23 protein-coding genes are annotated in these 26,949 nt (G+C 59.9%); 10 read left to right on the top strand and 13 right to left on the bottom strand.

What is annotated here, in order from left to right:
• The 3 genes from cobN to MME58_RS15350 are packed head-to-tail and all read left to right on the top strand — an operon-like array spanning position 1 to position 5,458.
• Complete coding sequence (cobN, locus tag MME58_RS15360) at positions 1 to 3,765, top strand: cobaltochelatase subunit CobN (RefSeq protein ID WP_055007119.1); 3,765 nt, start codon at positions 1 to 3, stop codon at positions 3,763 to 3,765.
• Positions 3,765 to 4,793, top strand: coding sequence for a magnesium chelatase ATPase subunit I (locus MME58_RS15355; protein WP_055007120.1), 1,029 nt, complete (start codon positions 3,765 to 3,767; stop codon positions 4,791 to 4,793). The genes cobN and MME58_RS15355 overlap by 1 nt, the downstream gene beginning before the upstream one ends.
• Before the next feature lie 53 nt (positions 4,794 to 4,846).
• On the top strand, positions 4,847 to 5,458 hold the full coding sequence (locus MME58_RS15350; protein ID WP_055007121.1) for a vWA domain-containing protein: 612 nt from the start codon (positions 4,847 to 4,849) through the stop codon (positions 5,456 to 5,458).
• 83 nt (positions 5,459 to 5,541) lie between these two features.
• On the opposite strand, the gene MME58_RS15345 is transcribed toward MME58_RS15350, so the two are convergent.
• On the bottom strand, positions 5,542 to 5,808 hold the full coding sequence (locus MME58_RS15345; RefSeq protein WP_003315350.1) for a hypothetical protein: 267 nt from the start codon (positions 5,806 to 5,808) through the stop codon (positions 5,542 to 5,544).
• 328 nt (positions 5,809 to 6,136) lie between these two features.
• Between MME58_RS15345 and MME58_RS15340 the strand changes: the two genes are divergently transcribed.
• Positions 6,137 to 7,462, top strand: a complete 1,326-nt coding sequence (locus tag MME58_RS15340) for a sigma-54 dependent transcriptional regulator (RefSeq protein WP_055007122.1) — start codon at positions 6,137 to 6,139, stop codon at positions 7,460 to 7,462.
• Here the strand turns inward: MME58_RS15340 and MME58_RS15335 are convergent.
• Both MME58_RS15335 and pnuC read right to left on the bottom strand, forming a co-directional pair.
• Positions 7,439 to 7,984 carry an AAA family ATPase gene (locus MME58_RS15335; protein ID WP_054988279.1) on the bottom strand — a complete coding sequence of 182 codons (546 nt, stop codon included), beginning with the start codon at positions 7,982 to 7,984 and terminating at the stop codon, positions 7,439 to 7,441. The genes MME58_RS15340 and MME58_RS15335 overlap by 24 nt on opposite strands.
• A complete protein-coding gene (pnuC, locus tag MME58_RS15330) occupies positions 7,981 to 8,544 on the bottom strand; it encodes a nicotinamide riboside transporter PnuC (protein WP_055007123.1) in 564 nt (187 codons plus the stop codon). The genes MME58_RS15335 and pnuC overlap by 4 nt, the downstream gene beginning before the upstream one ends.
• 252 nt (positions 8,545 to 8,796) lie before the next feature.
• Between pnuC and MME58_RS15325 the strand changes: the two genes are divergently transcribed.
• Both MME58_RS15325 and MME58_RS15320 read left to right on the top strand, forming a co-directional pair.
• The gene (locus tag MME58_RS15325) at positions 8,797 to 9,627 is read left to right on the top strand and encodes an undecaprenyl-diphosphate phosphatase (protein ID WP_054988281.1); all 831 of its coding nucleotides are present in this window, start codon (positions 8,797 to 8,799) and stop codon (positions 9,625 to 9,627) included.
• Positions 9,624 to 10,058, top strand: coding sequence for a DUF1294 domain-containing protein (locus tag MME58_RS15320; RefSeq protein WP_055007124.1), 435 nt, complete (start codon positions 9,624 to 9,626; stop codon positions 10,056 to 10,058). The genes MME58_RS15325 and MME58_RS15320 overlap by 4 nt, the downstream gene beginning before the upstream one ends.
• On the opposite strand, the gene MME58_RS15315 is transcribed toward MME58_RS15320, so the two are convergent.
• A complete protein-coding gene (locus MME58_RS15315) occupies positions 10,053 to 10,382 on the bottom strand; it encodes an MmcQ/YjbR family DNA-binding protein (protein WP_055007125.1) in 330 nt (109 codons plus the stop codon). The genes MME58_RS15320 and MME58_RS15315 overlap by 6 nt on opposite strands.
• 165 nt (positions 10,383 to 10,547) lie before the next feature.
• Between MME58_RS15315 and pcaD the strand changes: the two genes are divergently transcribed.
• The 4 genes from pcaD to MME58_RS15295 all read left to right on the top strand — a co-directional run bounded on the left by pcaD (position 10,548) and on the right by MME58_RS15295 (position 14,462).
• Positions 10,548 to 11,339 (top strand): 3-oxoadipate enol-lactonase, encoded by a 792-nt coding sequence (pcaD, locus tag MME58_RS15310; RefSeq protein ID WP_054988284.1) that lies wholly within the window; start codon positions 10,548 to 10,550, stop codon positions 11,337 to 11,339.
• Positions 11,340 to 11,418: 79 nt separating this feature from the next.
• On the top strand, positions 11,419 to 12,378 hold the full coding sequence (locus MME58_RS15305) for a LysR substrate-binding domain-containing protein (RefSeq protein WP_054988285.1): 960 nt from the start codon (positions 11,419 to 11,421) through the stop codon (positions 12,376 to 12,378).
• Positions 12,379 to 12,452: 74 nt separating this feature from the next.
• Positions 12,453 to 13,061 carry an FMN-dependent NADH-azoreductase gene (locus MME58_RS15300; protein WP_054988286.1) on the top strand — a complete coding sequence of 203 codons (609 nt, stop codon included), beginning with the start codon at positions 12,453 to 12,455 and terminating at the stop codon, positions 13,059 to 13,061.
• A 360-nt stretch (positions 13,062 to 13,421) separates the two neighbouring features.
• Positions 13,422 to 14,462 (top strand): alpha/beta hydrolase family protein, encoded by a 1,041-nt coding sequence (locus MME58_RS15295; protein ID WP_055007150.1) that lies wholly within the window; start codon positions 13,422 to 13,424, stop codon positions 14,460 to 14,462.
• A 7-nt stretch (positions 14,463 to 14,469) separates the two neighbouring features.
• On the opposite strand, the gene MME58_RS15290 is transcribed toward MME58_RS15295, so the two are convergent.
• The 9 genes from MME58_RS15290 to treZ all read right to left on the bottom strand — a co-directional run bounded on the left by MME58_RS15290 (position 14,470) and on the right by treZ (position 26,934).
• Entirely contained in the window at positions 14,470 to 15,123 is a 654-nt protein-coding gene (locus MME58_RS15290; protein WP_054988287.1) for a glycosyltransferase family 2 protein, read from the bottom strand.
• Positions 15,092 to 15,718 (bottom strand): class I SAM-dependent methyltransferase, encoded by a 627-nt coding sequence (locus tag MME58_RS15285; RefSeq protein ID WP_055007126.1) that lies wholly within the window; start codon positions 15,716 to 15,718, stop codon positions 15,092 to 15,094. Before MME58_RS15285 ends, MME58_RS15290 begins: the two co-directional genes overlap by 32 nt.
• Positions 15,715 to 16,488: a PIG-L deacetylase family protein gene (locus MME58_RS15280; protein ID WP_055007127.1), complete on the bottom strand. Its 774-nt coding sequence runs from the start codon at positions 16,486 to 16,488 to the stop codon at positions 15,715 to 15,717. The genes MME58_RS15285 and MME58_RS15280 overlap by 4 nt, the downstream gene beginning before the upstream one ends.
• Before the next feature lie 14 nt (positions 16,489 to 16,502).
• Complete coding sequence (locus MME58_RS15275; RefSeq protein ID WP_055007128.1) at positions 16,503 to 17,516, bottom strand: acyl-CoA dehydrogenase family protein; 1,014 nt, start codon at positions 17,514 to 17,516, stop codon at positions 16,503 to 16,505.
• A complete protein-coding gene (gene glgX / locus MME58_RS15270) occupies positions 17,513 to 19,696 on the bottom strand; it encodes a glycogen debranching protein GlgX (RefSeq protein WP_055007129.1) in 2,184 nt (727 codons plus the stop codon). The genes MME58_RS15275 and glgX overlap by 4 nt, the downstream gene beginning before the upstream one ends.
• A gap of 159 nt (positions 19,697 to 19,855) precedes the next feature.
• Positions 19,856 to 20,254 carry a DUF2934 domain-containing protein gene (locus tag MME58_RS15265; protein ID WP_054988292.1) on the bottom strand — a complete coding sequence of 133 codons (399 nt, stop codon included), beginning with the start codon at positions 20,252 to 20,254 and terminating at the stop codon, positions 19,856 to 19,858.
• A gap of 17 nt (positions 20,255 to 20,271) precedes the next feature.
• A complete protein-coding gene (locus MME58_RS15260) occupies positions 20,272 to 23,055 on the bottom strand; it encodes a malto-oligosyltrehalose synthase (protein ID WP_055007130.1) in 2,784 nt (927 codons plus the stop codon).
• Positions 23,052 to 25,130, bottom strand: a complete 2,079-nt coding sequence (gene malQ / locus MME58_RS15255; RefSeq protein ID WP_055007131.1) for a 4-alpha-glucanotransferase — start codon at positions 25,128 to 25,130, stop codon at positions 23,052 to 23,054. The genes MME58_RS15260 and malQ overlap by 4 nt, the downstream gene beginning before the upstream one ends.
• On the bottom strand, positions 25,120 to 26,934 hold the full coding sequence (gene treZ / locus MME58_RS15250) for a malto-oligosyltrehalose trehalohydrolase (RefSeq protein WP_054988295.1): 1,815 nt from the start codon (positions 26,932 to 26,934) through the stop codon (positions 25,120 to 25,122). The genes malQ and treZ overlap by 11 nt, the downstream gene beginning before the upstream one ends.
• Between the last annotated feature and the right edge of the window lie 15 nt (positions 26,935 to 26,949).

Below are 26,949 nucleotides of genomic sequence, written 5' to 3'. Positions count from 1 at the left end.
ATGCATTTACTGAGAACCCAGCCCGGCGGTTTCGTACCCGACGACAGCATTGCCGATCTGGGCCAGACCCCGGCCGAGCTGGTGATTCTCTGCAGCGGCGATTCCAGCCTGGCGCTGCTTGCCGAAGCTGCCCGGCAGCTCCCCAAAGACTACCCCAGCCTGCGTCTGGCCAATCCGATGCAGGTCCAGAATCACGCCTCGGTCGACCTGTACGTCGATGAAGTGTTGCGTCATGCCAGAGTCATTCTGATTTCCCTGCATGGCGGTATCGGATACTGGCGTTACGGCGTCGAGCGGCTGATGGAACTGGCGGCATGCGGTGTTCAGGTGATCCTGGTGCCGGGTGATGACCGCCCTGATCCCGAATTGAGCGACCTGAGCACCGTACCTGCCGTAGAGCGCGACCGGCTCTGGCAGTTTTTGCGTCAGGGCGGTTTGCAGAATGCGCTGCAACTGTACAACTGCATGGCCAGTCGCTGGCTGGACCGCGATTATTCCTGGGTCGAGCCCGCACCGTTGCCGCGCACGGCTATCTACCACCCCCGACGGGCAAGTGCACAGCTTGCCGACTGGCAGGCAGAGTGGATTGCCGAGCAGCCGGTGGTGGCGCTGCTGTTTTATCGCTCGCACCTGCAGGCGGCCAACACCGGTTTTATCGACGAGTTCTGCGTCCGCTTGCAGGCGCACGGCATCAACCCGTTGCCCATTGCCGTGGCCAGCCTCAAGGAACCCGGTTGCTTCACCCAGGTGGAGGACTGGCTGGACGAGGCCGGCACCGAGCTGATTCTCAACACGACCGGCTTTGCCCAGTCGAGTCCGGAAGCGCCGCATCTGCGTCCGTTTCGACGCAATGTGCCGGTGATCCAGGCCATTTGCGCGCAGGACAACGAGCCTGCCTGGCAAGCCAGCGAACAGGGCCTTGGTGCCCGCGATCTGGCGATGCACATTGCCTTGCCCGAGCTTGACGGGCGGATCATCAGTCGGCCGATCAGTTTCAAGGACCTGGCCTGGCGCAGTGAGCGCAGCCAGTCGGACGTGGTCTGCTACCGCGCTCAACCGGACAGGATGGACTTTGTCGCGCAACTGGCGCGGCGCTGGATCGAGCTGGCGCGACTGCCCAATGCCAGCAAGCGCGTGGCACTGATCCTGGCCAATTACCCGACTCGCGATGGACGGATCGGCAACGGTGTGGGGCTCGATACGCCTGCGGCCGCGCTGAACATCCTGAGTGCCATGCAGGCCGAGGGCTATCCGCTGGCAGAGCTGCCGGACAGCGGCACCGAACTGATCCGCCAATTGCTGGGCGGCGTGACCAATGACCTGGACAGCATCGACCAGCGTCCGTGTCAGCAAAGCATGGCGCTGGAGGAATACCTGGCGGCGTTCAACGAGCTGCCGCAGGAGAATCGGGATGCGGTAAATGCCCGCTGGGGAACGCCGGATGCCGACCCGATGTTTCGCAGTGGCAGGATGATGATTGCCGGGCTGCGCTTTGGCCTGACCTTCGTCGGCATTCAGCCGGCGCGCGGCTATCAGGTCGACCCCAGCGCGGTGTATCACGATCCGGATCTGGTTCCGCCCCATGGCTATCTGGCGTTCTACTTCTGGCTGCGCAAGGCCTACGGCGCGCATGCCGTGGTGCACGTCGGCAAGCACGGCAACCTCGAATGGCTGCCGGGCAAAGGCGTGGGGCTGTCGCGAACCTGCTGGCCGGACGCCGTACTGGGCCCGATGCCGAACATCTATCCCTTCATCGTCAACGATCCGGGCGAAGGCGCACAGGCCAAGCGGCGCACTCAGGCAGTCATCATCGATCACCTGATGCCGCCGCTGACCCGCGCCGAAACCTATGGCCCGTTGCGTAATCTGGAACTGCTCGCCGACGAGTTCTACGAAGCGCAATTGCTTGATCCGCGCCGCGCGCGCGAGCTGCAGCGTGACATTCTTGCACTGGTCCGTGAAACCCGTATCGACCGCGAGCTGGCGCTGGGCGAGAACCTCGACAGCGACGCCGATGCGGCGCTCTGGCTGCCACGTCTGGACACCTACCTGTGCGATCTGAAGGAATCGCAGATTCGCGACGGTTTGCATATCTTCGGTCAGTCGCCGCAAGGTCGCCTGCGCACCGACACCTTGCTGGCGCTGCTGCGTATCCCGCGCGGTGACGGGCGCGGTGCGCAGTCAAGCCTTTTAAGGGCGTTGAGCAAAGCGTTCGACCTGGGTTTCGATCCGCTGGATTGCGAGCTGGCCAAGCCCTGGACCGGTGAGCGTCCTGCAGCGTTGCTGGCGGTCAGCAGCGACCCCTGGCGCAGTGCCGGTGATGCACGTGAGCGCCTGGAGCTTTACGCCGCCGCCCTTATCGAGCGCGTGACACAGGGTGATACGTTGCACGACCTGCCGGCTCACGATGATCTGACATTGATCATCGACAGCCTTCGCGAAGTGGTCGCGCCGCGTCTGGATGCCTGCGGCCCTGGAGAAATGCAGGGCATGCTCGATGCCCTGAGTGGGCGCTTCGTTCCGGCAGGCCCCAGCGGCGCACCCAGCCGGGGCCGTCTCGACGTGCTGCCCACCGGTCGCAACTTCTTTACTGTGGATGTCCGAAATCTGCCGACCACCACGGCCTGGCGTATCGGTTTTCAGTCCGCCAGTCTGTTGCTCGAAAGGCACCTTCAGGATCATGGCGACCACCTGCGCCAGTTGGGCCTGTCGGTCTGGGGCACTGCGACCATGCGCACCGGTGGTGACGACATCGCTCAGGCGATGGCGTTGATGGGCGTGCGCCCGGTCTGGGCGACGGGCAGCCAGCGAGTCGATGATTTCGAGATTTTGCCGATCAGCCTGCTCGACCGCCCACGAGTGGACGTGACATTGCGGGTGTCGGGGTTTTTTCGCGATGCTTTCGCCAACCTCATCAAGCTGTTTGATGCCGCGGTACAGGCTGTCGCCGCACTCGACGAGCCGGACGACATGAACCCGCTGGCGGCCAGGGTACGCGAAGAGCGACAGGGCTTCGTCGCAGACGGGCTGAGTGAAGACGAAGCGGCGCGTCAGGCCGGCTGGCGGATCTTCGGTGCCAAACCCGGTGCCTATGGCGCTGGCGTGCAAGGTGCGATCGATGGCCGTCTGTGGCAGAGTCGCGATGACCTTGCCGAGGTTTACCTGAACTGGGGCGGCTACGCCTATGGCGCAGCCGATGAAGGTACGCCGGCTCGGCAGCGTTTTGCCCAGCGGCTGTCTCAGGTGCAGGCGGTGCTGCAGAATCAGGACAATCGCGAACACGATTTGCTCGACTCAAACGATTATTACCAGTTCCAGGGCGGCATGCTCGCGGCTTCGGAAACCCTCAGCGGACAGAAGACTGCAAGTTATCATGGCGATCACAGCCAGCCGGACCTGCCGAAAATACGCACCCTCAAGGAAGAGCTGAACCGGGTAATACGCTCGCGTGCGGCGAATCCGAAATGGATCGAAGGGGTCAGGCGTCATGGTTACAAAGGTGCTTTCGAGATGGCGGCGACTGTGGATTTCCTGTTCGCGTTCGATGCGACCACCGAGCTGATCGATGATCACCAGTACGCGCTGCTCGCCGACGCCTATCTGCTCGACCCGGCGACTCGCGATTTCATCGCCCGGCACAACCCCGATGCTCTGCGCGACATGGCCGAGCGCATGCTCGAAGCCCAGCAACGCGGCCTCTGGCAGGAGCCTGGCGAGTACCGGCAGGCGCTGGAAGACCTGCTCCTGGATATAGAAGAGAACTGATGACCTTGTCTGACCCAACCACTACCGAAACGCCCCACTTTCCGCTGGCCGCCGTAGTCGGTGCCGATGACCTGAAACTGGCGTTGTGTCTGACGGCCATTGATCCGCGCATCGGCGGCGTATTGATCGAAGGGCCTCGGGGCATGGCCAAGTCGACACTGGCGCGCGGGCTGGCCGATGTTCTGGCCAGTGGTCAGTTCGTCACCCTGCCGCTGGGCGCTACCGAAGAGCGTCTGGTCGGCACACTGGACCTGGACGCTGCGCTTGCCGAGGGCCGGGCACAGTTCTCGCCCGGCGTACTCGCCAAGGCTGATGGTGGTGTGCTGTATGTCGATGAGGTCAATCTGCTTGCCGACCACCTGGTCGACCTGTTGCTTGATGTCGCGGCCAGCGGCGTCAATCTGGTCGAGCGCGATGGTATCTCCCATCGTCATTCAGCGCGCTTTGTACTGATCGGCACCATGAACCCGGAAGAGGGCGAGTTGCGCCCGCAACTGCTTGATCGTTTCGGCTTGAACGTGGCACTGAGTGGCCAGACCCTGCCGGCCGAGCGGAGTCAGATCATCCGTCGTCGTCTGGATTTCGACAGCGACCCGGTCGGGTTCTGCCAGCAATGGCACGTGCAACAGGATGCATTGAAGCGTCGCTGCGAGCAGGCGCGTCAGTTATTGCCGGGCATTGAACTGGATGACCATTCGTTGGCGATGATTACCGAGCGTTGTTTCGCGGCGGGTGTCGACGGTATGCGTGCCGATCTGGTCTGGCTGCGTGCCGCGCGTGCTCATGCGGCGTGGCGTGGTGCCGGCCGGATTGAAGAGCAGGATATCGAAGCGGTCGCTGACTTTGCCTTGCGTCACCGACGTCGCGAGCCGGCTCCGCCGCCACAAAACCCGGAAGCGCCGCCGCCCGGATCTTCAGGCAGGCAAGACGGGCCTGAAAGCGGGCAGGGCAGTTGGGGCGAACTGCCCGCCCAGACAGTTAGTACCGGATCACGTCGCGAAGTGCCGAGCTGGCCAAAAAAGCCCTAGGCATCCGCCCTCGTGTCGCACAGGGGGCGGATGCCATTCCCCGTCCTGGCCGACTGGCCTCCGGCAGGCAAGGAGCCCTGCGTGCTGGCGTCGATGGCCCGGTGCAATGGTCGGCCACGCTGTTGCGCGGTCAGCCGAAAAGCCGCAAGGATCTGGTTCGCAAGCCGCGCAGCAGCCGCCCCGGCGAGTTATTGCTGGTGATTGTCGACGCTTCGGCTTCGACGCGACGTCATCAGGCGTTGAGCCAGGCAAAGGGCCTGCTTTCTCAGGTGTTCGATGATGCCTATCGACGCCGGGCGCGGCTGGCCCTGTTGACTGCCAGCGGCAATACGCCACGCTGGCAACATCAGGGCCTCAAAGCCTCATCGGCATTGACCCCATGGCTGGATGCTCTGGGCGCTGGCGGCGGTACGCCGCTGTCAGCGGCGCTGGAACAGGCAGGCGAATGGCTGGTGCAACGACAAAAACGTTATCCGGCCGAACAACAACGGGTACTGGTACTGACCGATGGCAGGATCAAGCAGTTGCCCATGCTGACGGCATTCAATTGCGCCAGTTTGCTGATCGATATGGAGAAAGGCCCTATCCGCCTGGGCAAGGCGCGGGAACTGGCGTCAAGTCTGGGGGCTGATTACCGACATATCGATGAGCTGAAAGCGCTTTGAACCCCGGCGTCCGAAACGGCGTGCCAATGCCAGACATCGGCACGCCAGTTAGCTGCAGTGCTCAAGCAGCTTTCGACTCTACATCAGGCAGGCATGGTCCACGGCTCGAGGTCGTAGCCCTCGTTGCTGATTTCTGCGCGAGCCTGTTCAAGGGCACTGGCCAGTTGCCGCTTGTCTGAATAGGTGCTGCTCGGAATCTGCTTGCGACCAATGCGGTTGCTGGTGCGGTCGATCACCGTCAGGCTCAGTTCGCCGTTACCGTCCTGTGGTGCCCAGGCAACACACTGGAAGGGTTCAAAAGCGTGTCCAGCGATCAGAAGTGCATCGTTGAAGCGCAGTGGGGCGTTCATGGTTTTTTCCTCAAGTGCCCATATCAATTCAGTCACGTCGGCGGGCTAACCGTCCGGCTGGTTACTTGTGTTGATGAACGATAAGGGGACCGGAGTCACACCGTTCAAGGAAAAAATTTGCAGATTTTTTAAAGGCGCGCTTGCATGCCTTTTCAAATGAACGTCGTTCGGTGGCCAATACATTAAAGTGTCATCGGGTTATGAGCGTTAGACCCAAACGGTACAACGCCGCGTCAAAAAGTTGCTAGGGTGATAGTTGGGCTCGCCAACATGCTGTTTATAAAAAGCTTTTAAAATCCAACTCTACGCCGGGCGCCAAGGAAACTTCATGCATGGATCGGCCCCAACGCGACGCTTGTTGATCATCGACGGCGGTGATGACTGTCATCCTCTGATCCCCGTTTTGAGCGATGCCGGATGGACGGTACACACGGGCACCTTGGGCTCTCCCTTCGGTTCTGATCATGACGTCGGCCTGGTTCACTTGACGCCGGGTCATTTCGAACAACTGCCAAGGCTCCAGGAGCTCGTGAGCCATAGCCAAATGCACTGGGTGGCAGTGCTGTCATCCGGCGATCTGCAGCGCGATAAAATCGGCGATTTCGTTTGTCAGTGGTTTTTCGATTTTCACACCCTTCCTGTCGATATAAACCGGCTGCATATCACGCTGGACAAAGCGCTTGCGGCCAGACGTTCCAGCGTTCATGGGGCGACAGCGCTTTCTCATGCCGAGCCCGAACTGCTCGGCGACAGTCGACCGGTACGTGAGTTGCGCAGGCTATTGAGCAGGCTGGCACCTATCGACTCACCGGTATTGATTCGTGGCGAGCGTGGCACAGGCAAAGAGTTGATTGCGCGCAGCCTGCACGCCCAGTCCCAGCGACGTGACAAACCCTTCGTTGTAGTCGACTGCGGAGCGTTCACAGGGCAGATGCTGCATGCCGAGCTGTTTGGCTATGAGCGCCACGCTTTTGAAGGCGCGGAGGAACGAAGGGTCGGCCTGCTTGAGGCTGCAGACGGTGGCACGCTGCTGCTTGACGAAGTCGGTGATTTGCCGCTGGAAACCCAGGCGTGTCTACTGCGTTTTCTGGAGGAACGGCAGATCGAGCGCTTGGGCAGCAGTGAATCGATTGCAGTGGATGTGCGGGTGCTGGCAGCGACCCGCGAGGACCTTGAAACGGCTGTTCGTAAAAAGCGCTTTCGTGAGGATTTGTATTATCAGCTCAATGTACTGCAGGTCGGCGTAGCGCCATTACGCGAGCGTCATGGCGATCTGGCGTTGCTGGCTAACCATTTCGCCCATTTATATAGCCAGGAAACCGGCAGGCGGGCGCGCAGTTTCAGTCAGGATGCGCTGGTCGCGCTGGGCAAACACGACTGGCCGGGTAATGTGCGGGAGCTGGCAGGACGGGTACGGCGTGGGCTGGTGCTGGCCGAGGGCAGGCAAATAGAAGCGGCAAACCTGGGCTTGCTGGGCGAAGAGGACAATGCTGGCAGCATGGGCACGCTGGAGGAGTATAAATCGCGTGCAGAACGCCAGGCATTGTGTGACGTACTGACCCGCCACAGTGACAATTTGAGTGTGGCTGCCAGGGTGCTGGGCATTTCGCGGCCGACTTTTTATCGCTTGTTACACAAGCACCAGATCCGCTGAGTCCCCGAGCAGTTGCGAAACAGCCGCCATTGCCTGTTCGCGGCGTTGCGACCAGTCGCCGCCCAGTGTCAGGTATGTTTGCCGGTGACGCTCCAGCCACTCGCGGCTGGTATCGAAGAAGGCCTGACGTTCGCACAACTGCGGCTGGCAGCGTTGCCCGTCGCCAATCCAGTCCACGCCCTCGGGCGACAGCAGCAGGTGCAGGTCGTAGGAGCGGCTCAGCAATTGCTGTTCGATCCACGGCGGGCAATCGCCGAACAGGGTGTGGCTCCAGAGCATGTTGCTCAACAGATGCGTATCGAGTATCAGCAAGTGCGGCTCGGCGGCGCGCGCGGAGTCTTCCCAGGCCAGTTGGCCTTTGGCGATGTCCGGGATATCGCCATAAACGGTATCGCGCCCTTGCTGATCGATGAAATGCCGCACGTATTCCCCGACCAGCACACCGCCAAACCGGTTCTGTATTTCGGCTGACAGCCAGCTCTTGCCGCTGGACTCGGGGCCGGTCAGGACCAGGACCTTCATCGCGTCAGCGCCAGATCGCCACGCCATTCGCGCCAGCCCTGCACAGCCAGGAGGGTAAACAGCCCGTACAGCGCAGCGGTCAGGTACAGCTCTTTGTAGATGAACAGACCGACAAAAATCACATCCAGCAGGATCCACAGCGGCCAGCACTGGACGCGCTTCTGTGCCATCCAGACCTGTGCCACCAGACTGAACCCTGTCAGTGCAGCGTCCAGCCAGGGTTGTGCGGCGTCAGTGAAATGCGCCATGCCTGCGCCCAGCGCGAGGCTGATGAGTGCGCCCACCGACAATCCCTTGAGCACCGAATTGCGCTGCAGCGCGGTAACGGCTTTGACCGGCAGGCCGTCGCCATGCCGGGTCCACTGCAGCCAGCCATAGATCTGCAAACCTGCATAGACGACCTGCAGCAGCATGTCCGAATACAGCTTCACGTCGAAAAATATCCAGATATAAATCACCACCATCACCAGCCCGATTGGCCAGCACCAGGGATTCTGCTTCACTGTCAGCCAGACTGCGATAACGCCAATGGCGGCAGCGAAGAGTTCAAGCCCGGACATGGCGGCTCCTTGGTTAGTGGTCAGGGAAGGGAGGGGGTGGCGATTGTATGCGCTTCTTTGTGCGGCGGGGAGCTTGCGTTGCGTCAGGTTGTACGGCAACAGGCTTTCTGCGTGCAGGTCTGCTAGCATTCCGCGCCGCGCCGTTGCGCGACTTTCTTCAAGCTTTGTTCAGGCCTGCAACGGCATAGTGGCAAGCATTTTTGATACGACAACATTAACAGCGAGCCTGCGGCATCGCTTCATGGGGGAATGATGGATCTTTGGACCGCTGCTCAGGCATTGATATTGGGTATTGTGGAAGGGCTGACGGAGTTCTTGCCGATCTCCAGTACAGGGCATCAGATCATCGTCGCCGACCTGATCGATTTTGGCGGCGAGCGCGCCATGGCCTTCAATATCATCATCCAGCTCGGCGCGATTCTGGCGGTGGTCTGGGAGTTTCGGCGCAAGATTATCGACGTGGTCACGGGCTTGCCGAAGCAACGGCAAGCGCAGCGTTTCACCGTCAATCTGCTGATTGCTTTCATGCCTGCCGTAGTGCTGGGTGTGATTTTTGCGGACATGATTCACCACTACCTGTTCAACGCCATTACGGTGGCAACGGCGCTGGTTGTCGGCGGTGTGATCATGCTCTGGGCCGAGCGTCGCCAGCACACCGTACGCACCGAAACCGTCGATGACATGACGTGGAGCGATGCGCTCAAGGTCGGGATGGTGCAGTGCCTGGCGATGATCCCCGGCACATCGCGCTCCGGCTCCACGATCATTGGCGGTCTGCTGTTCGGCCTGTCGCGCAAGGCGGCGACCGAGTTTTCGTTCTTCCTGGCCATGCCGACCATGGTGGGGGCGGCCGTGTATTCAGGCTACAAGTACCGTGACATGTTTCGTCCGGACGACGTTGCGGTCTTTGCCATCGGCTTCATTACCTCGTTCATCTTCGCGATGATCGCGGTGCGTGCGCTGCTCAAATTCATCGCCACTCACAGCTATGCGGTGTTCGCCTGGTATCGCATTGCGTTCGGCCTGCTGATCCTGGCAACCTGGCAATTCGGCTGGATCGACTGGGCATCGGCCAAGGCATGAAACTCGTCCGCGAGCCGCAACGGCTGGCCAGTCGGGGCCGGGCACCGGTCCGGCAATTACGCCTGAAGGTCGTGATGTTCCTGCTGTTGTGCGCGCTGCCGGTGTATGGCTCGGTGTCCCTGGGGGTCAGGCAGGTTACGTTGATCCCGGCGCTTGCCTTGACGGTGATGAGTCTGCTGGCGTTTGTGCTGTATCGACACGACAAGCGCCAGGCGGCAAACGGCGGTCAGCGCACACCGGAGAATGTCCTCCACGTCACCGAACTGCTGGGCGGTTGGCCCGGGGCGCTGCTGGCGCAGCAGGTGTTTCGGCACAAGACCCGCAAAGTGTCGTTTCAGATTGTGTTCTGGATGATCGTGCTGGTGCATCAGGCGCTGTGGATAGACTGGCTGTTTCTGGGCAAGCGTCTGTTGCAACTGATTCCTTTATAGTTTCAAGCCGATCTGCTGTCGTTTCGGCAACTTGGCAACCACCAACTGGTGGGAACGGGTCAGCAGATCGCGCACTTCATCGTCGCTCAGCGTGTGCAGATCTGCGACGCTGATCCAGTGCGCGCGAGCCAGGTAAGGTGCAGGGCGTATGCCTGGCCGGTCCACGTAACCCAGAAACAACTCTGGATGAACCTTGAACGAGAGGTCCTGGCCGGTCAGGTCCATGACCGCAAACATCTTCTTTTCGGCGACGGAAAACACGCGCACGCCGCCCCATTTGTAGTCTTCACGAGCGCCCGGCAAGCCCAGGCAGAATCTGGCAATGTCTTATTTGTGCAGGGTGTTGCGGATGTTCTTGTTCACGGAATGCTCCTTTCGGTCCGGCGTCAACGGTAAGCTGTTCGATAGCCGCACGGATATTCGGTCAGCGGATTGTATGCTGCTGCGACACTCATTAGTGTGCAGGTTTGCCTTACTCCGGAGTCTCGAATGTCTGCCGTGCAACTCGCCGATGGTGAACTGAACTACCTGCTTGAAGGCCCGGCTGGTGCGCCGGTGCTGGTGCTGTCCAACTCGTTGGGCACCGATCTGCATATGTGGGACAACCATGTTCCAGCCTTCATTGATCACTTTCAGGTATTGCGTTACGACACGCGTGGTCATGGCAAATCGCTGGTCAGTGACGGGACTTACAGCATTGAGCAGAACGGTCGCGATGTGCTGGCGTTACTGGATGCGCTGCACATGGACCAGGTTTTTTTCTGTGGCCTGTCCATGGGGGGGCTGATCGGCCAATGGCTGGCGATCAATGCACCACAGCGCTTGCATAAGGTCGTGCTGTGCAACACGGCAGCCAGGATCGGCAACCCCGATGTCTGGAACCCTCGTATCGAAACCGTTCTGCGTGACGGGCAATCAGCCATGGCTGCGTTGCGCGATGCGTCTGTCGCGCGCTGGTTCACGCGTTCATTCGCTGAGGCCGAGCCAGCTACGGTCGACACCGTCGTCGGCATGTTGGCAGGCACGTCACCACAGGGTTACGCCGCCAACTGTGCGGCTGTGCGTGATGCGGATTTCCGTGAGCAGATTGCCGCTATCAAATTGCCGGTATTGGTGGTGTGCGGTACTGAGGATGCGGTAACGACCCCGGCGGACGGGCGCTTCATGGTCGAGCGCATTCAGGGTTCGCAGATGATCGAACTGCATGCTGCTCATCTGTCCAGTGTCGAGGCCGGGGAAGCATTCACGGCGCCGGTGCTGGCGTTTCTGACTGCCGAGTGATCCGCCAGCCTCTGAAAGCCGGTCTTGAGACGCTTGTCATGGCATTGCATACTCCCGGCTCTTGAAGCGAGGTGGCCGGGTGTTTGATCTCAACGATCTGTTTTATTTCGTCCAGGTGGTCGAATGCCTTGGCTTCGCGCCCGCGAGCCGCAAGTTGGGCATTCCCAAGTCAAAGCTGAGCCGCCGCATTGCCGGGCTCGAGGAGCGTCTGGGCGTGCGGCTGATTCACCGTTCGACCCGGACGTTCGCCGTGACCGAGAGTGGACGCGATTACTACGCTCACTGCGTGGCAATGCTGGTCGAAGCCGAAGCTGCCGAAGAGGCTATTCTGCGTTCTAAATCCGAGCCGCAGGGCAGGGTGGCGATCAGCTGTCCTCCAGCACTGGCGGCAATGGGCTTCAACGAGACCATTGCCCGGTTCGCGGCCGAGCACCCGAAGGTTCAGGTCCAGGTCGAAAGTACCAACCGCCGCGTCGACCCGCTGACGGAGAACATCGATATCGCCTTGCGTGTGCGCTTCCCGCCGCTGGAAGACGACGGGCTGGTGGTCAAGCTGCTCGGGCACAGCGCGCAACGTCTGGTTGCACGCCCGGATCTGGCTGCCAGGCTGTCCGCTACGCCTGCACTCGAGGCGTTATCGACATTGCCCAGCCTCGACACTCCCTCTCCGAGCCATGAACACCGCTGGCTGCTGGAAACGGTTCCCGGCCATTACGCTGAAATTCGCCACACGCCGAGGCTGATAAGCTCGGACCTGGACATGATGCTGCAGGCCGCTTTGCAAGGGGTTGGAGTGGCCCAACTGCCGGAGCTGATTGTCCGCGAAGCGTTGCAGGACGGGCGTCTGGTCGAACTGTTCAGCCAGCACCGGCCAAAATGCGGCATCGTACACGCCGTGTTTGCTTCGCGCCGTGGGCTGCTTCCCGCGGTCAGAGGGCTGCTGGATGTGTTCGAGACCTCCTTCAAAGAGCTGAGCTTGAGCCCCGACTCACTCTATTGTTCTCTTAATAGAACGAACAGTCGCATTCAAGACCACTAATCATCTATTGCAGTTAAGGATAGGATGCTCGCCACTTCATCGCTCAGTGGCGATTTTCTTTAAGGAGCTACGTTATGAATTTATTGCACCTCGATTCCAGCATCCTCGGCGATCATTCCGCTTCGCGTCAATTGACCCATGAAGTCGTTCAGGCCTTTCAAAGCTCGCATGCCGACAGCCAGGTGACCTACCGCGATCTCGCCAGTGAAGCCTTGGGGCATTTGTCTGCTGCCAGCCTCGCCGCAGCGGGCACCCCGGTGGAGGCACGTGATGCCGCCCAGCAGCAGGAAGTCGTCAGCAACGAAGCCACCTTGCAACAGTTTCTCGATTCCGACGTGCTGGTGATCGGCGCGCCGATGTACAACTTCACCATTCCGTCCCAGCTCAAAGCCTGGTTCGACCGGATTCTGGTCGCTGGTCGTACGTTCCGTTATTCCGCAGCAGGCCCTGAAGGCCTGTGTGGCGGCAAGAAGGTTATTATCGTTTCCACGTCCGGTGGCTTGCATGTCGGCCAGCCAACCGGCGCTGGCCACGAAGAATTGCTCAAGACGTTGTTCGCCTTTATCGGTATCACCGATCTGCAATTCGTTCGTGCCCACGGCTTGGCTTACGGAGAAGAGCCTCGTGCCAACGCCCTGACAGCGGCGCAAGAACATATCGAAAGTGAGCTGTTTGCTGCCTGATCGATAAGGCGCTGCATAAAACTCCACACCCCGTGCAGCGGTTTGCACCGGTTGTGGAGTTTTTTTGTGGGCCGCATAAATGCGTGCGGACATGGACGTATTCGACCTTGACAGCTTCCTTACAGGTAATCGGGCTTTACAGGGATTAAGCTGTCCTTTCACCGCACCGGAATTCCGGATGTTGCGGGTCTTTTCGCCATGACTGAAAAGAACACGCGGTTTGTGGCCCGGCTTGTGCACTATTTCTGTTTTGAACACTCTCATCTGAGTGGAAGCGGGGCGCTGGAGCACGATGCTCGACACAAGCGCTTAATGGACTGTCCGGACGAGTTTCCGGATTTGCAAAGGTTGGGCCTTGCCATGGTACGTCTTTGTGCAGTGATGCTGGTTTGCTTGCTCGACAGCCTGATTGCAGTGCATGCACAAGCTGATGATGCCTGGAGCGCGGGCTATCACGAGTTGAGTTTCCCCGACCCGCTGGATTCGCAGCCGGTGCAGGCCATCGCTTTTTACCCGTCGACCGGCAGCGATCAGTGGAGCACCCTCCACGGCTATCGTGTCGAGGCCGGTGAAGATGCGCCGATTGCAATGGGCCGTTTCCCTTTACTGCTGCTGTCGCATGGCAATACCGGCACACCCATGGCGTTGCACGATCTGGCCACGTCACTGGCGCGTCAGGGTTTTGTAGTCGTTGCCGTGGTTCATCCCGGCGACAATGATCGCGACCACAGCCGGTTGGGCAGCCTGAGCAATCTGTATGGTCGCCCCTTGCAGATCTCCGAAGCGATCAGCACGGCCTTGCTTGACCCTCTGCTCGCGCCTTATCTCAATGCTCGTCAGGTGGGTGTGATCGGTTACTCGGCCGGTGGCGAAACCGCGCTGATTCTGGCCGGTGCACAGCCTGACCTGCAGCGCCTTCGCCAATATTGCCTCGAACGCCCGACAGACCGCGACGCCTGCAAGACGCAGGGAGAGCTGGTCGCCGACCGGGACGACCTTCATGCCCAGGCCGATCCACGAGTCGGTGCACTGATGTTGATGGCACCGTTGAGCTTGATGTTCGGCCGTCACACACTGGGTGACGTGCACGTACCGGTGCTGATGTACGCGGGGGATGACGACCAGTTGTTGGCGATCGACCGAAATGCCGAAGCGCTGGCGCGCAAACTGCCGCAGGCACCGGATTATAAATTGCTGGCGGGAGCAGGGCACTTTGTCTTCATGGCACCGTGCAGTGACGAGCAGCGCTCGACTGCACCGTTATTGTGCAATGACCCTGACGGAGTGGACCGCGAGGACATCCACCGCACTCTGAGTGCAGAAGCCGTGCGATTCTTCAGCGCTGCGCTCAATGCTGCCGATACCGACCACTCGGGCATGCAGACAGCCCATCATCAATAAGAGCCGTTCAGGCGTTCAGCGAACTCAGGAAGTCACCAAACCCGCCTCTGGCCTTGGAGTCCAGGCGGGTACTGGTGGTGACTCTGGGGCGACAACTCCAGGCGATTCGCGCACCGATCAATTCCAACTGCCGGACCAGGTGCACATCTTCGTGGCAGGTCAGTGCCGGAAACCCGCCTGCGCTGATATAGGCAATTGAACTGACGCCCAGATTGGCACCGTGAATGTGCCGATGGCCGTCACGTTGCTGATAATGCTGAAGGTAAGCCGCCTGCGCGGCAACGGAAATATCCTTGTTCCAGTCGCCGGGCATGACGGTCCCGCACACTGCATCGGCGTCCAGCGCCAGCTGCTCGGCGAGCCAGTCGTTTGCCACTGTGCTGTCGCCGTCGGTACATGCCAGCCATCGAGCGCCTCTGTCGAGGAGAAAAGCCGCCCCTTCGGCACGTGCCTGTCCGACATTGCGAGCCGAAACCTCGAGAACCATCACACCATGAGCGCGCGCGATCTCTGCCGAGCGGTCGGTACAACTGTCGAGAACCACCAGCACTTCCACCCGCTCGCCCTTGAGGTCGGGGTGCGCGGCCGCCTGCTTTATCGTTTCGAGGCACAAATCGAGTAGCTGCTCTTCATTGTGCACCGGGATCAGAATGCCGATCATCGGAGAATTCCTGTTCTGCTACGGAGGTTCCATCACGACTCCACAGGTCCAGCAGAAAATCCTGTTCGTGATGACTGAAAAGCCGGTACATGTTCAAGTGTTCGGCAAGGATGTCGTGTACGGCCTGCGCGTTCAGCGGGCAGCCCTCGATATCGGGACGCCAGTGGCAGGCGAGCAGTTGGCCATCGGGTGTGAGTGCCGAAAGCGCGCATTCGATAAGACTCCGCAGATCGTCGCCGTCCAGGTAGTAACCCAGCTCGCTGAGTACGATCAGATCGAATTTCCCCTGCGGCCATTGCTGCGGCAAGCGCGCCTGCCGCACCTGCGCATGAGGCAAGCCTGCAAGACGCTGGCGCGCCAGATCAACCGCCAGGCTGGACGTGTCGCAGCACACCAGAGCGTCACATCGTTCGGCAAGATCGGCACTGAGTTCGCCGTTGGCACAACCTGGTTCGAATACCGCGCGGTAGCGCTCGCAGGGCAGGGCGGCAAGTGTCAGCGCACGCTTGCGCCGCTCGTACCAGCGCTGCTTGAACGCCCACGGATCGTCGCTGTTGAGAAACAGCTCATTGAAATAACTGTCGTCAACGCTCACGTAAATACCACTTCAAACGGTTGCAGCAGTCGTTCCAGAACGGCTGCGGGCAGAATAGGCGCAAGCCCGATGGCCGGATCACCCTGCAACTGACTGGCGAACGCCTGAGCGGCAGTGCGCTTACGTGCGAGGGTCAGCGGGTCCAACAACAATTTGCGTGCGCGGTCCCATGGCAGACGCTCGTCTTCAGGGGCAGCCCAGTGCCAGGCCCAGATCGGCACTTCGTGAAGCTGCGCCCCGGTAGTTGCACAGGCCTTTGCACTGGCGCGGCCGACGGCTTCATGATCACCGTGGCCATCTTCTGCCCACGTGGCAAATACCACGTCGGCAGGCCCGAGATGCTGTTCAAGAAACGCCACCAGCCATTCCTCTGATCCGGCAACGGCACCATCCTGCAAGCCGCAACGCAGCCACTCAAGGCGTGCGTGAGGAATCTCGAGCCGCTCCAGAGCTTCGGCGCTCTCCTGGGGGCGGGTTTCAGCTAATCTATCGACGGGCCATAGCGTGGAGCCCGGGTGGCTGGCAGTGCCGTCGGTGACCGAGATCAGCAGCAGGTTGCGTTCCAGCTGCGCCAGCTGGCTCATCAGGCCGCCGCAGGCCAGCACTTCGTCATCTGGATGCGGAGCGATAATGACCGCCCTGCAATTGGTCGGCACCAGCAGGTCTGCGGTAATCGCGGGCACGCTGCGCAGCCTGGCGGAAGCGTTCCACGCAGCCAGAGGCGTACCCTGACCCGACTCGTCTTCGCTCACTACAAAGCCTTCACTCATAGGGGGGGGCGCTCTCACAGTGACCACGTCCGTGCAGGAGGTAGCCGTTTACCCGTCAATTGACCCAATGCGGCAAGGTCCTGTTCGGCATGACTCTGGCGCAGAAAGACCGGCAGGTCGGTAATCAGTCGGGCAAAGTGGGGGTCTTTGCAATAAGGACCGGCACCGACAGCACGGCCTACATGTTGAATCACCAGCTCGGCGGCTTGCTCTACATAAGCACGGCAGCGTCTGGCAAGCACTTCGGCATTTTCAGTCGGTGCCTGGTCCAGATGAGCCGCGGCCGCACGCAGTACGTCGATCGCGGCCTGCAGCGATACATCCACCGCACCCAGGTGCGCAAGGGCATGCGCCTCTTCGCGTTTGCCGACCTGTGCCAGCAAGCGTTGAGCGATCGAGCGCGAGGCACCGTACCAGCAGGCCGCGATGCCAATGCCGCCCTGCCAGAAACCGGGGCGTTCCAGGTAGCCACCGGGCGCTCCGACAACCTGGGCGGTGGCGCGCTCGAACATCACGTCGACACTGCCGGTGGCACCCATGCCCACTGCGCGCCAGCCATCGCCGGTCATATGCACGCCGGGTTGATCGAGGCGTACTGCGACCAGTTGCTGGCGTTGTTCCTCGTCCCATGCGGTGATCAATGCATGGCTCAGCGCCGTAGCACCGGAGCACCATGCCTTGCGGCCGTTCAGGCGAAGCGAATCGCCGGAACCGCTGATACTCACCCGTGCCTGTGGTGGCTCTGCCGCCCACATGCCCCAGGTGCTGAATTGTTCGGGGGGCGGGGCACCCAGTTCCGCCATGATCGCCAAGGCGTCGGTGTGCCCCTCGTACAACTTGCATAACCCCAGATCGTGGCCTGCAACGCAGGCCAGCGCCCGCCAGCGCTCAAGTGTCTGACCGCTGGCAGGCAGGGGAAGTTGATCCAGACCCTCGTTGAGCAATGCCTGCAAGCACTCGCCCAGCGCACGCGTATCGGCATAACCGTGCTTGCGCCAGTCGAGGAACTCACTCAAGGCATCAATCATTGCTGGTCTTCACGCTTCAGTTCGAACAACAGCAGCGAACGCGGTGTGACGGTATATTCCGAGCCAAATGCAAAGTGTTCCTTGCTGCGCGCATCATCCTGATTTGTGTCGATCAGGCATTCGTAATGAGTACCTTCAGGCACTTCCGGCAGCTTGAAATTGACACCGTCGTGGTGCGCGTTGACAACCAGCAGCAGCGTAGCGTCGGCACCTGGACGACGGATACCGGTTTCCTGCGCGCGGCCATCCATCAGCATGCCCAGGCAACGGCCATTGGCATCGTGCCATTGCTCGACACTCATCTCGTTGCCATCCGGAGCAAGCCAGGTAACGTCCTTGACGCCGATTTCTTCGTTGTAATCACCTACGAGAAAGCGACTGCGACGCAGAATCGGGTAAGTCTGACGCAGCTTGATCACGCGGGTCACGAATTTGAGCAACGCTGCGCCGTCCTCGTCCAGATCCCAGTTGATCCAGCCAATTTCACTGTCCTGGCAGTAGGCATTGTTGTTGCCATGCTGAGTACGTGCGAACTCGTCACCGGCCACGATCATCGGCGTGCCTTGTGCCAGCAGCAATGTGGCGAAGAAATTACGCATCTGACGCAGACGAAGGCTGTTGATTTCCGGATCTTCGGTCGGGCCTTCGACGCCGTGGTTCCAGGACAGGTTATTATTGCTGCCGTCCTGATTGTTTTCGTCGTTGGCCTCGTTGTGCTTGTCGTTGTAGGACACCAGGTCGTGCAGCGTGAAACCGTCATGCGCGGTAATGAAGTTCACCGACGCCTGTGGACGGCGGCCGCGTTGGTTGAACATGTTGCCCGAGGCAGTCATGCGAGCAGCGAAGTCTGCCAGCTGACCTTCGTCGCCTTTCCAGAACGCCCGTACGGTGTCACGGAACTTGTCGTTCCACTCCATCCAGCCCGGTGGGAAGCCACCGACCTGATAGCCGCCCGGGCCACAGTCCCAAGGCTCTGCAACCAGTTTCACCTGACGCAGCACCGGATCCTGACGGCAGGCCACCAGGAAGCTGTGGCGTTCGTCAAACCCGTCATGGTAGCGGCCGAGAATAGTTGCCAGGTCGAAGCGGAAGCCGTCGACGTGCATTTCCGAGGCCCAGTAACGCAGGGAGTCAGTGACCATCTGCAGTACACATGGATGGCTCAGGTCGAGGGTGTTGCCGGTGCCCGAGTCGTTGATGTAGTAGCGCTTGTCGTCAGGCATCAGCCTGTAATAGGAGGCATTGTCGATACCGCGCATGGACAGGGTAGGGCCCAGCTCGTTGCCTTCGGCAGTGTGGTTGTAGACCACATCGAGGATGACCTCCAGCCCGGCATGATGCAGGTGCGCAACCATTTCCTTGAATTCGGCAATCTTGCCGCTTGCCAGGTAACGCGGGTCTGGAGCGAAAAACGCAATGCTGTTGTAGCCCCAGTAGTTGGTCATGCCTTTTTGCAGCAGGTGTTGATCGTTGACGAACGCATGAATCGGCAGCAGCTCGACGGAGGTCACACCCAGCTTGCGAATGTGATCGACTACCGGAGCTGACCCGAGACCGGCAAACGTACCGCGCAGTTCCTCGGCGACCTCAGGATGGCGCATGGTGATGCCGCGCACGTGGGTTTCATAGAAAATCGTCTTGTCCCAAGGCGTGCCGACGCGTTGATCACGGCCCCAGGTATAAGCTTCGTCGATCACTTTGCTTTTCGGTACGAACGGCGCACTGTCGCGCTCGTCGAAGCTCAGGTCGCCGTCAGGGTGACCGATGGTGTAACCGAACAATGCCTCCGACCACTTCAGCTCGCCAACCAGTTGCTTGGCATAGGGGTCGATCAGCAGCTTGTTGTGATTGAAGCGGTGACCGTTCTTCGGGTCGTAAGGACCGTAAACGCGGTAACCGTAGATCAGCCCCGGGTGGGCGTCCGGCAAATAGCCGTGGTACGTCTCGTCGGTGTATTCCGGAAGTTCGATGCGTTCAAGTTCGATTTCACCGGTCGAGTCGAACAGGCACAGTTCTACCTTGGTCGCATTGGCCGAAAACAGTGCGAAGTTGACACCCAGGCCATCCCAGCTGGCACCGAGCGGAAAGGGAAGTCCTTCACGAATGCGAGACGGGGTATTGCCTGGATTGTCTTGCTGGGCCGACTTGTCTTCTGCCGGTGTAGTGGACTTCGTATTCATGATGACTTCCTGACGTCGAATGATTTTCTGAGCGGCCAAGACCGCTATCGAAGCCGTAAAGACTTCAATATTGACGATTAAAGTATGGGGGTGTAGCAGGCCTCATCTCTGATCAGAGCGAGACCTGCAACAATTGACCGGTGCCCGGCCAGAAGAGTTTCAAGAATTCGACGGCTTGCGTGGCTTCTTGGCAGCAGGTTTGGCTGGGGCATCAGTTGACGTGGCGGCGGCAGGCTTTGCCTTGGGTGCAGGCTTCGGTGCGGCCTTGGCTGCTGGCTTGGGCTTCGCTTCGGTCGCCGGTTTTGCAGCAGGTTTGGCCGCTGGCGCTGCCTTGGCGGCAGGCTTGGCTGCGCTCTTGGCAGGTGCCTTGGCGCTGTCTACTTCGGGCAGCTTGGGCTTGCTCGATTTACGCACACTGGACTTGTTCGGTGCCAGGGCTTCGGCTTCTGCAAGTTTGCGTGCCATTTCCCAGTGACGCTCGTCGTGTCCGGAAGGCTTACCTTCCGATTCCCAGATTTGGTAGGCAAAATCGCGAATTCTTTTTTCGTCGGCACTCATCTTGAGACTCCCAGCTATTACATAGTTTGAATAAGCATATTGACGGAAAATCTTTCAAGCGCTGCACTGAGCGGTATCTCCCGATCGTTCGTTACGGCAACGTCGGAAAAGAGTCCTTTCCAGTCAGATCCGGAGTCGGCAAACGGCAGAATAATCCGCGTGTCGCTCCAATGGGCAGCATTAATCAATGGAGTTTGCGCAGTACCTAATAGTTCACTGCTTGTGCGTGGGACCACGATGATAGCGCGCACTCCTTGCGTTTCCCGGGCAAAAGCCATCACGTGTTCAGCGTGGCTACCCTTTATTTCCAATGGTTGATAACGGCCCTCACTGAACAGCGTTGGATACGTAGCCCGCAGGTTCAATACCTTCGCGATCAGCGCCTGTTTGATGCGACCGTCCTGCCAGTGATCAAGCAGTTCGGCAGCGCTGGCTTCTTCTGCCAGCGCTTTTTGCCGAGCTACGTAATCAACCGGTCGCCGGTTGTCCGGATCCACCAGGCTGAAATCCCAGAACTCGGTGCCCTGATACAAATCGGGAACACCGGGCACGGTCAAGCGTAGCAAGGTTTGCGCCAGACTGTTGAGCGCTCCGGCGGTCGCAATGCGATTGGCCGTCGCACTCAGGGACTGACGCAGCGCGAGTGCTTCCGGAGCCAGCAGCAAGCGTTCGAGAAACTCCCTGCAGGCAGTTTCGTAGGGCTGGTTCGGTGCGCTCCAGCTACTTTGCAGTTTGGCTTCGCGAAGGGCCTTTTCCTGCCACTGCACCATACGTTGGGCGTATGCCTTGTGGGCGTCTTCGCCCTCAAGATCAAGTGGCCAGCTACCCAGTAGCGCTTGATAGAGCATCAGTTCGTCGCCCGCGCTAATGGTCGGTTCGTCCCCCTTGAGGGGCATCGCCAACTGTCTCCAGCGCTCTACCTGTTCGGCATACCACGGGGCACATTCGCTCAGCACTGCAAGGCGTGTGCGTGTATCCTCGCCACGCTTGTGGTCATGCGTCGCCGTAGTCAGCAGGTTATCGGGAAACTTTTCCAGACGCTCCAGGCAGACCTGGTGAAAGTCTTCGACCGGCGCACTGAAATGCTGCGGGTGGAATCCCACGTCGTTGCGCGACAGCAGCACTGCTGACCGGTAGAACGAGGTGTCTTCAACCGACTTGGCGGCGACCGGAGAGGTGAGTTGCTGAAAGCGTACGCACGCATTCTTGTAGAGCTTGCGCAAAGGTCCGCGCGGGAGTTTTCGCCACGGTTCACCTCCCAGCCAGCGCGCCAGGTAATCCAGTACCGGCCAGTCGCCTTCGTTCAGGGTCAAGCGAGCCCCCTCCATTGCCTGCTGGAAATAACGGTCATCTTCCGCTGACCGGCCGCACACCGAAATGTAGGTACGGTAGATAGGGAAATTGACCACCAGCGCCAGCAAGGCCCGGCGAATTGCACCCAGTGTGAGGTCACGGCTCATCAGGTCGCTGCGTGCAACCTGCAGCAACGACTGCGCCACGTTCTCGAAATCGCCCGCCAGCGTGCCATGCAGGACCAGATCCCGGGCAACCAGCACTTCCTGGTCGAAGTCTGCGGTACGCTCTGTCAGCCGACTCCACAGCTCTCCCAGCGGCTCTTTGCCCTTGGGGTCGTGTTGCAGCAGCGAAACCTGATTCATGAACTCGTAGCCGGTCGTGCCGTCTACGCTCCAGTCTTCACGCAGCGGCTCGTCGGGACCCAGAATCTTCTCGACGAAAATGGGCAGATGATCAATGTGCGCCTCCGCAGGGCGCAGCTTGAGCAGGCTTTTGACCCGGCGATGCAGCTTGCGGCCATAGCCACGTGGATTGGCCAGCCCGTCGATATGGTCGATACGCAGCCCGTCTACCAGCCCGTCGGCAATCAACTGAAATATCTTGCCGTGGGTCGCTTCAAATACCTGCGGTCGTTCTACGCGCAGGCCACCCAGTTCGTTGATATCGAAGAAGCGCCGCCAATTGATGTCGTCACCGGCCGTACGCCAGCTGGCCAGTCGATAGTGCTGACGTTCCAGTAACTGATGCAGACGCTGAAAGCCTTCCGGCGTGCTGGAGTCGAAGTGCGCGAGGATCTGTTCGATGCCTTTCAGCACCTGTGTATCTTTCGCCAGTTCGGCCAACTCGGTTCTGACCTGACGCGCGCGCTCATAAGCTTGCGGGTACTGAGCTAGCGCCGTGAAACGCTGGCTCATTTCCTTCAGTTGCGGGTGCTCCGTTGCCTGCAGTAACGAATCGTAGGTTAATGGACAGATCGGGAAGTGGTGCTGGTAATGCTCGATGTAAAAAGAGCCGTGCCCGGCGTCAAAGCGCAGCGGGATTTCTCCTGCCTGCAGAACGGTACCGTAGTCGCTGCTCAGAAATGGCAGCAGCAACTGACCTTCCAGTAGAGGGTCCGGCGAATTCCACTGAATGTCGAAAAACTCCGCATATGGGCTGCGACGGCCCCATTCCAGCAAGTCCAGCCACCATGGGTTATCTGCCCCCCCCACAGCCATGTGATTGGAGACGATATCGAGGATCAACCCCATGCCGTGTTCGCGCAGGGCAGACACCAGGCGCAGCAGGGCCGGCTCGCCGCCCAGCTCGGGGTTGATGACAGTAGGGTCGACTACGTCGTAGCCGTGCATCGAGCCGGCCCTTGCCTTGAGCAGCGGCGACGCATACACGTGGCTGATACCGAGGCTGGCGAAGTAGGGCACCAGGGGCACTGCGTCGTCGAGTGTAAAGTCTTTATGAAATTGCAGGCGCTGGGTGGCGCGCAGGGGCTGGATTGGACGGGTCATTGGTCACGCTCCGCAGCTTGCAGCCGGGATTGAGAGAGCAATTCCAGTCTTCGAGCAGCATTCGGGTTGTCAAGCAAGGAGGCCGCATCGCCGGGAAGACGTCTGCGCCAGTTAGGGTGGCTGTCAATGGTGCCGGGCAGGTTGGCCTGCTCCTCGACACCCAGCGCATCTTCCATTGGCAGCAACACCAGTGGAGCGCGCGTATGGCCCAGGTAGCGAATGCTCGCGTCGATAATCTGGTCCGGATCTTCGCTGTCGGACGGCAGACTGTCGATGTTCTGACTCAAGGCACGACGCAGGCTTTCATATTCCCGCACGCGCTCTTCTCGCCACTGGGATTCGTGTTGTTCATCGATGTGACCGAGCCGCGCGTTCCACTCAATATCCAGCTCGCTGAGCCAGCCTGCCAGAGTAGGTAAATCGTGCGTGCTGGTGGTGGCCAGGGCTTGATCCGACCAATCGAGAATCGGTTTGAACTGGCCATTGTTTTGCTCGAACAGCAGTACGCGCATGCCCAGAATGGCACGGGCGCTGAGCTTGTCGCTGAGGCCTTCTGGTACGGTGCCAAGGTCTTCACCGAGCACAATTGCCTTGTGCCGCCAGGATTCCAGGCTTAACAGGCGAAGCATGTCATCCAGTGGGAAGTTCAGATAAGCACCCTCGCTGGGCGGTGATCCCTGGGGAATAACCCACAACCGTTGCAGCCCCATGACGTGGTCTATTCGCAGGCCACCGGCATGGGCGAAGTTAGCGCGCAGCATTTCAATGAAGGCGCGAAACCCGTTACGTTTGAGACCATACGGCGAAAATGCAGAAATTCCCCAACTCTGTCCTGCTCGGTTGAGAATGTCGGGTGGTGCGCCTACGGTTAAAGCCGACAACAGCTCGTCCTGACGACTCCACGCCTGACTGCCGGCACCATCGGCACCGACTGCCAGATCGGCAATCAGGCCGATGCGCATGCCACTGCTGCGCGCTGCAACCTGCGCGCGCTCGAGACCGCGGGCAATAAGCCATTGCGCGAACGCATGAAAACCGATGTGTTCGCTATGTGTTTTGGCGAATGCTGCCACCGCTTCACTGCGAGGGTCTTTGAATTCTGTCGGCCAGTCATGCCAGTTGTTGACAATGCCCAGTGTATTGGACTCGGCACACAGCGCTTCGAAGCGGCAATGATTTTCCAGCGCTTCGCCACCATTGTGGCGAAAGCTGTTGAAATCTTCGTGCAAGGGGTGATCACCTGCACTGAACACCTCATACAGTTTGTGCAGTGCTTTCCACTTGGCGTTGGCGGCGGCCGGCCAGTCGATCAACGGCTGCGTTTCGAGCCGTTTCATTTCCTCGCCAACGCGGGCATCCTCTATAGCCTGACGCCAGGCACCCTCACCGAGGATGGTGCCCGGTGACGCATAAAGGCTGTTCAGAAAAAGCCGGCTGGACGGTGAATAGGGGCTGTAACGGTGCGGGTCATTGGCGAACATGGCGTGAATAGGGCTGATGCCCAAGGCATCGGCTCCCCGCTCGCCTGCAGCGCGTACGACCTTCTCCAGTGCTTCGGTGTCGCCAAAACCCCCGTCACCGTCGCGACGCAGACTGTAAAGCTGAGCGGTCAGGCCCCAGCCACGTGGCGTGTTGGTTGCGCTGGCCATTGCCATGCTGAAACAGGTTTTCGGTGCGACGGCGATGGTCAGGTGTTGTCCGGCAATCTCCAGCTGCTGATAGCCAGGCGGTGCCAGTGCCGGAAGCTCTGCATGAGCTGTCAGCTTTGCATCCAGTGAAGACCCGTCTTCAAGGTGCAGGATGAACGGGGTTTGCGGTTCAAACCACTCTGACAGGTCCAGGTTACTGTCCGTATCGACCGTCAGCAGCGGCGGGGCGCTCGCGCCGTGACTGGCGCTTTGCAGACGTAGCAGGCTGGCGTCTATGGCCTCGCCGTTTTCAGCCGGGTAGCCCAGCGCTTCAAGGACTTTACGCAGCACATCAGGGCTGACGGTCTGCGGCCGAGCGTTTGCATCGACCCAGTGCACCGATAGCCCTGCCTCGGTCGCAAGCCTCTCCAGTTGCTCATTGTTCATCCTGTTCCTCCAGAACATCACTTGCTGTCAGGCTGACAATGGCCGTGTAAGGATTGAGGATGGCTGGCGAGGAAAGTTCGGACGATTTTAAGGCGCTGGAGAATATCTGCCGGCCCTTTTGTGGCGGCAGGATATTCACGGCGTGCTGGCTGAGATTCAGGTCGATACGCAGCTCGCTGCCATCACCAAGGGTCCAGCGCGCACTGACCGCCTTGTCGCTGAGGATATCGGTTTTATGGAAACGCGCACCTGGCAGGCGCGGCATGATCTCCTGGTGTCGCAAGGCCAGCAACTGCGTATAGAAGTCGAACCAGCTGCGGTGGTCCAGACCTTTGTCGGTCTCCAGATCCATTGCCGAAAAAGCCGGACGCGATGCCTCGAACGTTTTAACGTCGTTGGGATCGGGAATGTGCTCGCGCTTCTCCGCATCGGCAAATGCTGCGAAGTCGGCAAACTCCTTGCGGCGTCCTTCACGTACCGCGTCGGCCAGTTCGCCGTGGTGACTGGTAAAGAACAGAAATGGTTCGCTGGCCGCCCATTCATCGCCCATGAACATCAGCGGGATCATCGGCGAAAGCAGCAGCAGGGCAGTTGCGGCTCTGAGCGCCGCAGGGTCGCACAGTTGCGGCAGACGTTCACCCAATGCACGATTGCCGATCTGATCGTGGTTCTGCAAAAACAGCACGAAGGCCGAAGGCGGAAGATGCGCACTGGGCTCGCCTCGCGTATGCCCGTGACGCGTCTTTTCGCCCTGATAGACAAAACCCTCACTGAGCAGGCGAGCAAGCTTTTGCGTGGGTTCCTGAGCAAAGTCGGAATAATAGGCGTCGGTTTCGCCGGTCAGCAGCACGTGCAGCGTGTTGTGCCCGTCATCATCCCATTGCGCATCGAAACCTTTTTCAAGAAGGCCGGCCTGGTTGAACTCGTTTTCAAGGTTCAGCCAGACATGCCTGCCCGGCTCGATGCGCCCGCGCACACGGGTGGCGAACTCTGGCAGGAATGTCTCGTCGCGAATGGCGTGTACGGCGTCCATACGCAGGCCATCAATGCGGTATTCAAGTAACCACATCAAAGCGTTGTCGACGAAAAAGTCGCGCACCTGCGGGCGTCGAAAGTCGATGGCATCGCCCCAGGGAGTGTGCAGGTCGCTGCGGAAAAACTCCTTGGCGTAGCTTCCGAGGTAGTTGCCGTCGGGGCCGAAGTGGTTGTAGACGACATCCAGTATCACCATCAGACCCAGACCGTGAGCGGTATCGATCAGGTGTTTGAGCTGCTCCGGTGTGCCGTACGAAGATTGCGGAGCGTAGTGAAGAACGCCGTCATAGCCCCAGTTGCGATCACCGGGGAACTGCGCCAATGGCATCAGTTCAATGGCGGTGATGCCCATTTCGGCAAGGCGTTGGAGATGTTTTTCCACCGCTGCGTAGCCACCCATCGCACCTACGTGCAGTTCATAGATCACAGCCTCGTGCCACGGTCGACCGTTCCACGAGGTGTTTTGCCATGAATAGGCATGAGGGTCGACTACGATACTGTGCGAGTGAACGTCACCGGCCTGCGCGCGAGATGCAGGGTCAGGCACTTCCAGCTCGTGATCAATCCTGAAGCGGTAGCGAGCGCCCGCTTCGCAGCGGGCCTCGATTACGAACCAACCTTCCGGCTGGGGCAGCATGGCCAGTGACTGACCATCCTGCAGTTCGACATTGACGTAGGAGGCATCCGGTGCCCAGAGGGCAAAACGGGTGTGTTCAGGGTCCAACAAAACGGCGCCGTGGCGCCAGTTATCGTCTGTACGCAGTGGCATCCATTGATCCTTAAC

The sequence above is a fragment of the Pseudomonas syringae pv. tagetis genome (genome assembly GCF_022557255.1).
Classification (GTDB): domain Bacteria; phylum Pseudomonadota; class Gammaproteobacteria; order Pseudomonadales; family Pseudomonadaceae; genus Aquipseudomonas; species Aquipseudomonas caricapapayae.
The sequence above is the reverse complement of the archived record's forward strand: the minus strand, read 5'-3'. Positions and strand labels throughout refer to the sequence as shown.

Excerpts from the sequence above, each read along its gene's own strand:
- cobN (WP_055007119.1), top strand. The coding sequence starts at position 1 with ATGCATTTACTGAGAACCCAGCCCGGCGGTTTCGTACCCGACGACAGC.
- MME58_RS15355 (WP_055007120.1), top strand. The coding sequence starts at position 3,765 with ATGACCTTGTCTGACCCAACCACTACCGAAACGCCCCACTTTCCGCTG.
- MME58_RS15345 (WP_003315350.1), bottom strand. The coding sequence starts at position 5,808 with ATGAACGCCCCACTGCGCTTCAACGATGCACTTCTGATCGCTGGACAC.
- MME58_RS15340 (WP_055007122.1), top strand. The coding sequence starts at position 6,137 with ATGCATGGATCGGCCCCAACGCGACGCTTGTTGATCATCGACGGCGGT.
- MME58_RS15335 (WP_054988279.1), bottom strand. The coding sequence starts at position 7,984 with ATGAAGGTCCTGGTCCTGACCGGCCCCGAGTCCAGCGGCAAGAGCTGG.
- pnuC (WP_055007123.1), bottom strand. The coding sequence starts at position 8,544 with ATGTCCGGGCTTGAACTCTTCGCTGCCGCCATTGGCGTTATCGCAGTC.
- MME58_RS15325 (WP_054988281.1), top strand. The coding sequence starts at position 8,797 with ATGGATCTTTGGACCGCTGCTCAGGCATTGATATTGGGTATTGTGGAA.
- MME58_RS15320 (WP_055007124.1), top strand. The coding sequence starts at position 9,624 with ATGAAACTCGTCCGCGAGCCGCAACGGCTGGCCAGTCGGGGCCGGGCA.
- pcaD (WP_054988284.1), top strand. The coding sequence starts at position 10,548 with ATGTCTGCCGTGCAACTCGCCGATGGTGAACTGAACTACCTGCTTGAA.
- MME58_RS15300 (WP_054988286.1), top strand. The coding sequence starts at position 12,453 with ATGAATTTATTGCACCTCGATTCCAGCATCCTCGGCGATCATTCCGCT.
- MME58_RS15295 (WP_055007150.1), top strand. The coding sequence starts at position 13,422 with ATGGTACGTCTTTGTGCAGTGATGCTGGTTTGCTTGCTCGACAGCCTG.
- MME58_RS15290 (WP_054988287.1), bottom strand. The coding sequence starts at position 15,123 with ATGATCGGCATTCTGATCCCGGTGCACAATGAAGAGCAGCTACTCGAT.
- MME58_RS15280 (WP_055007127.1), bottom strand. The coding sequence starts at position 16,488 with ATGAGTGAAGGCTTTGTAGTGAGCGAAGACGAGTCGGGTCAGGGTACG.
- MME58_RS15275 (WP_055007128.1), bottom strand. The coding sequence starts at position 17,516 with ATGATTGATGCCTTGAGTGAGTTCCTCGACTGGCGCAAGCACGGTTAT.
- glgX (WP_055007129.1), bottom strand. The coding sequence starts at position 19,696 with ATGAATACGAAGTCCACTACACCGGCAGAAGACAAGTCGGCCCAGCAA.
- MME58_RS15265 (WP_054988292.1), bottom strand. The coding sequence starts at position 20,254 with ATGAGTGCCGACGAAAAAAGAATTCGCGATTTTGCCTACCAAATCTGG.
- MME58_RS15260 (WP_055007130.1), bottom strand. The coding sequence starts at position 23,055 with ATGACCCGTCCAATCCAGCCCCTGCGCGCCACCCAGCGCCTGCAATTT.
- malQ (WP_055007131.1), bottom strand. The coding sequence starts at position 25,130 with ATGAACAATGAGCAACTGGAGAGGCTTGCGACCGAGGCAGGGCTATCG.
- treZ (WP_054988295.1), bottom strand. The coding sequence starts at position 26,934 with ATGCCACTGCGTACAGACGATAACTGGCGCCACGGCGCCGTTTTGTTG.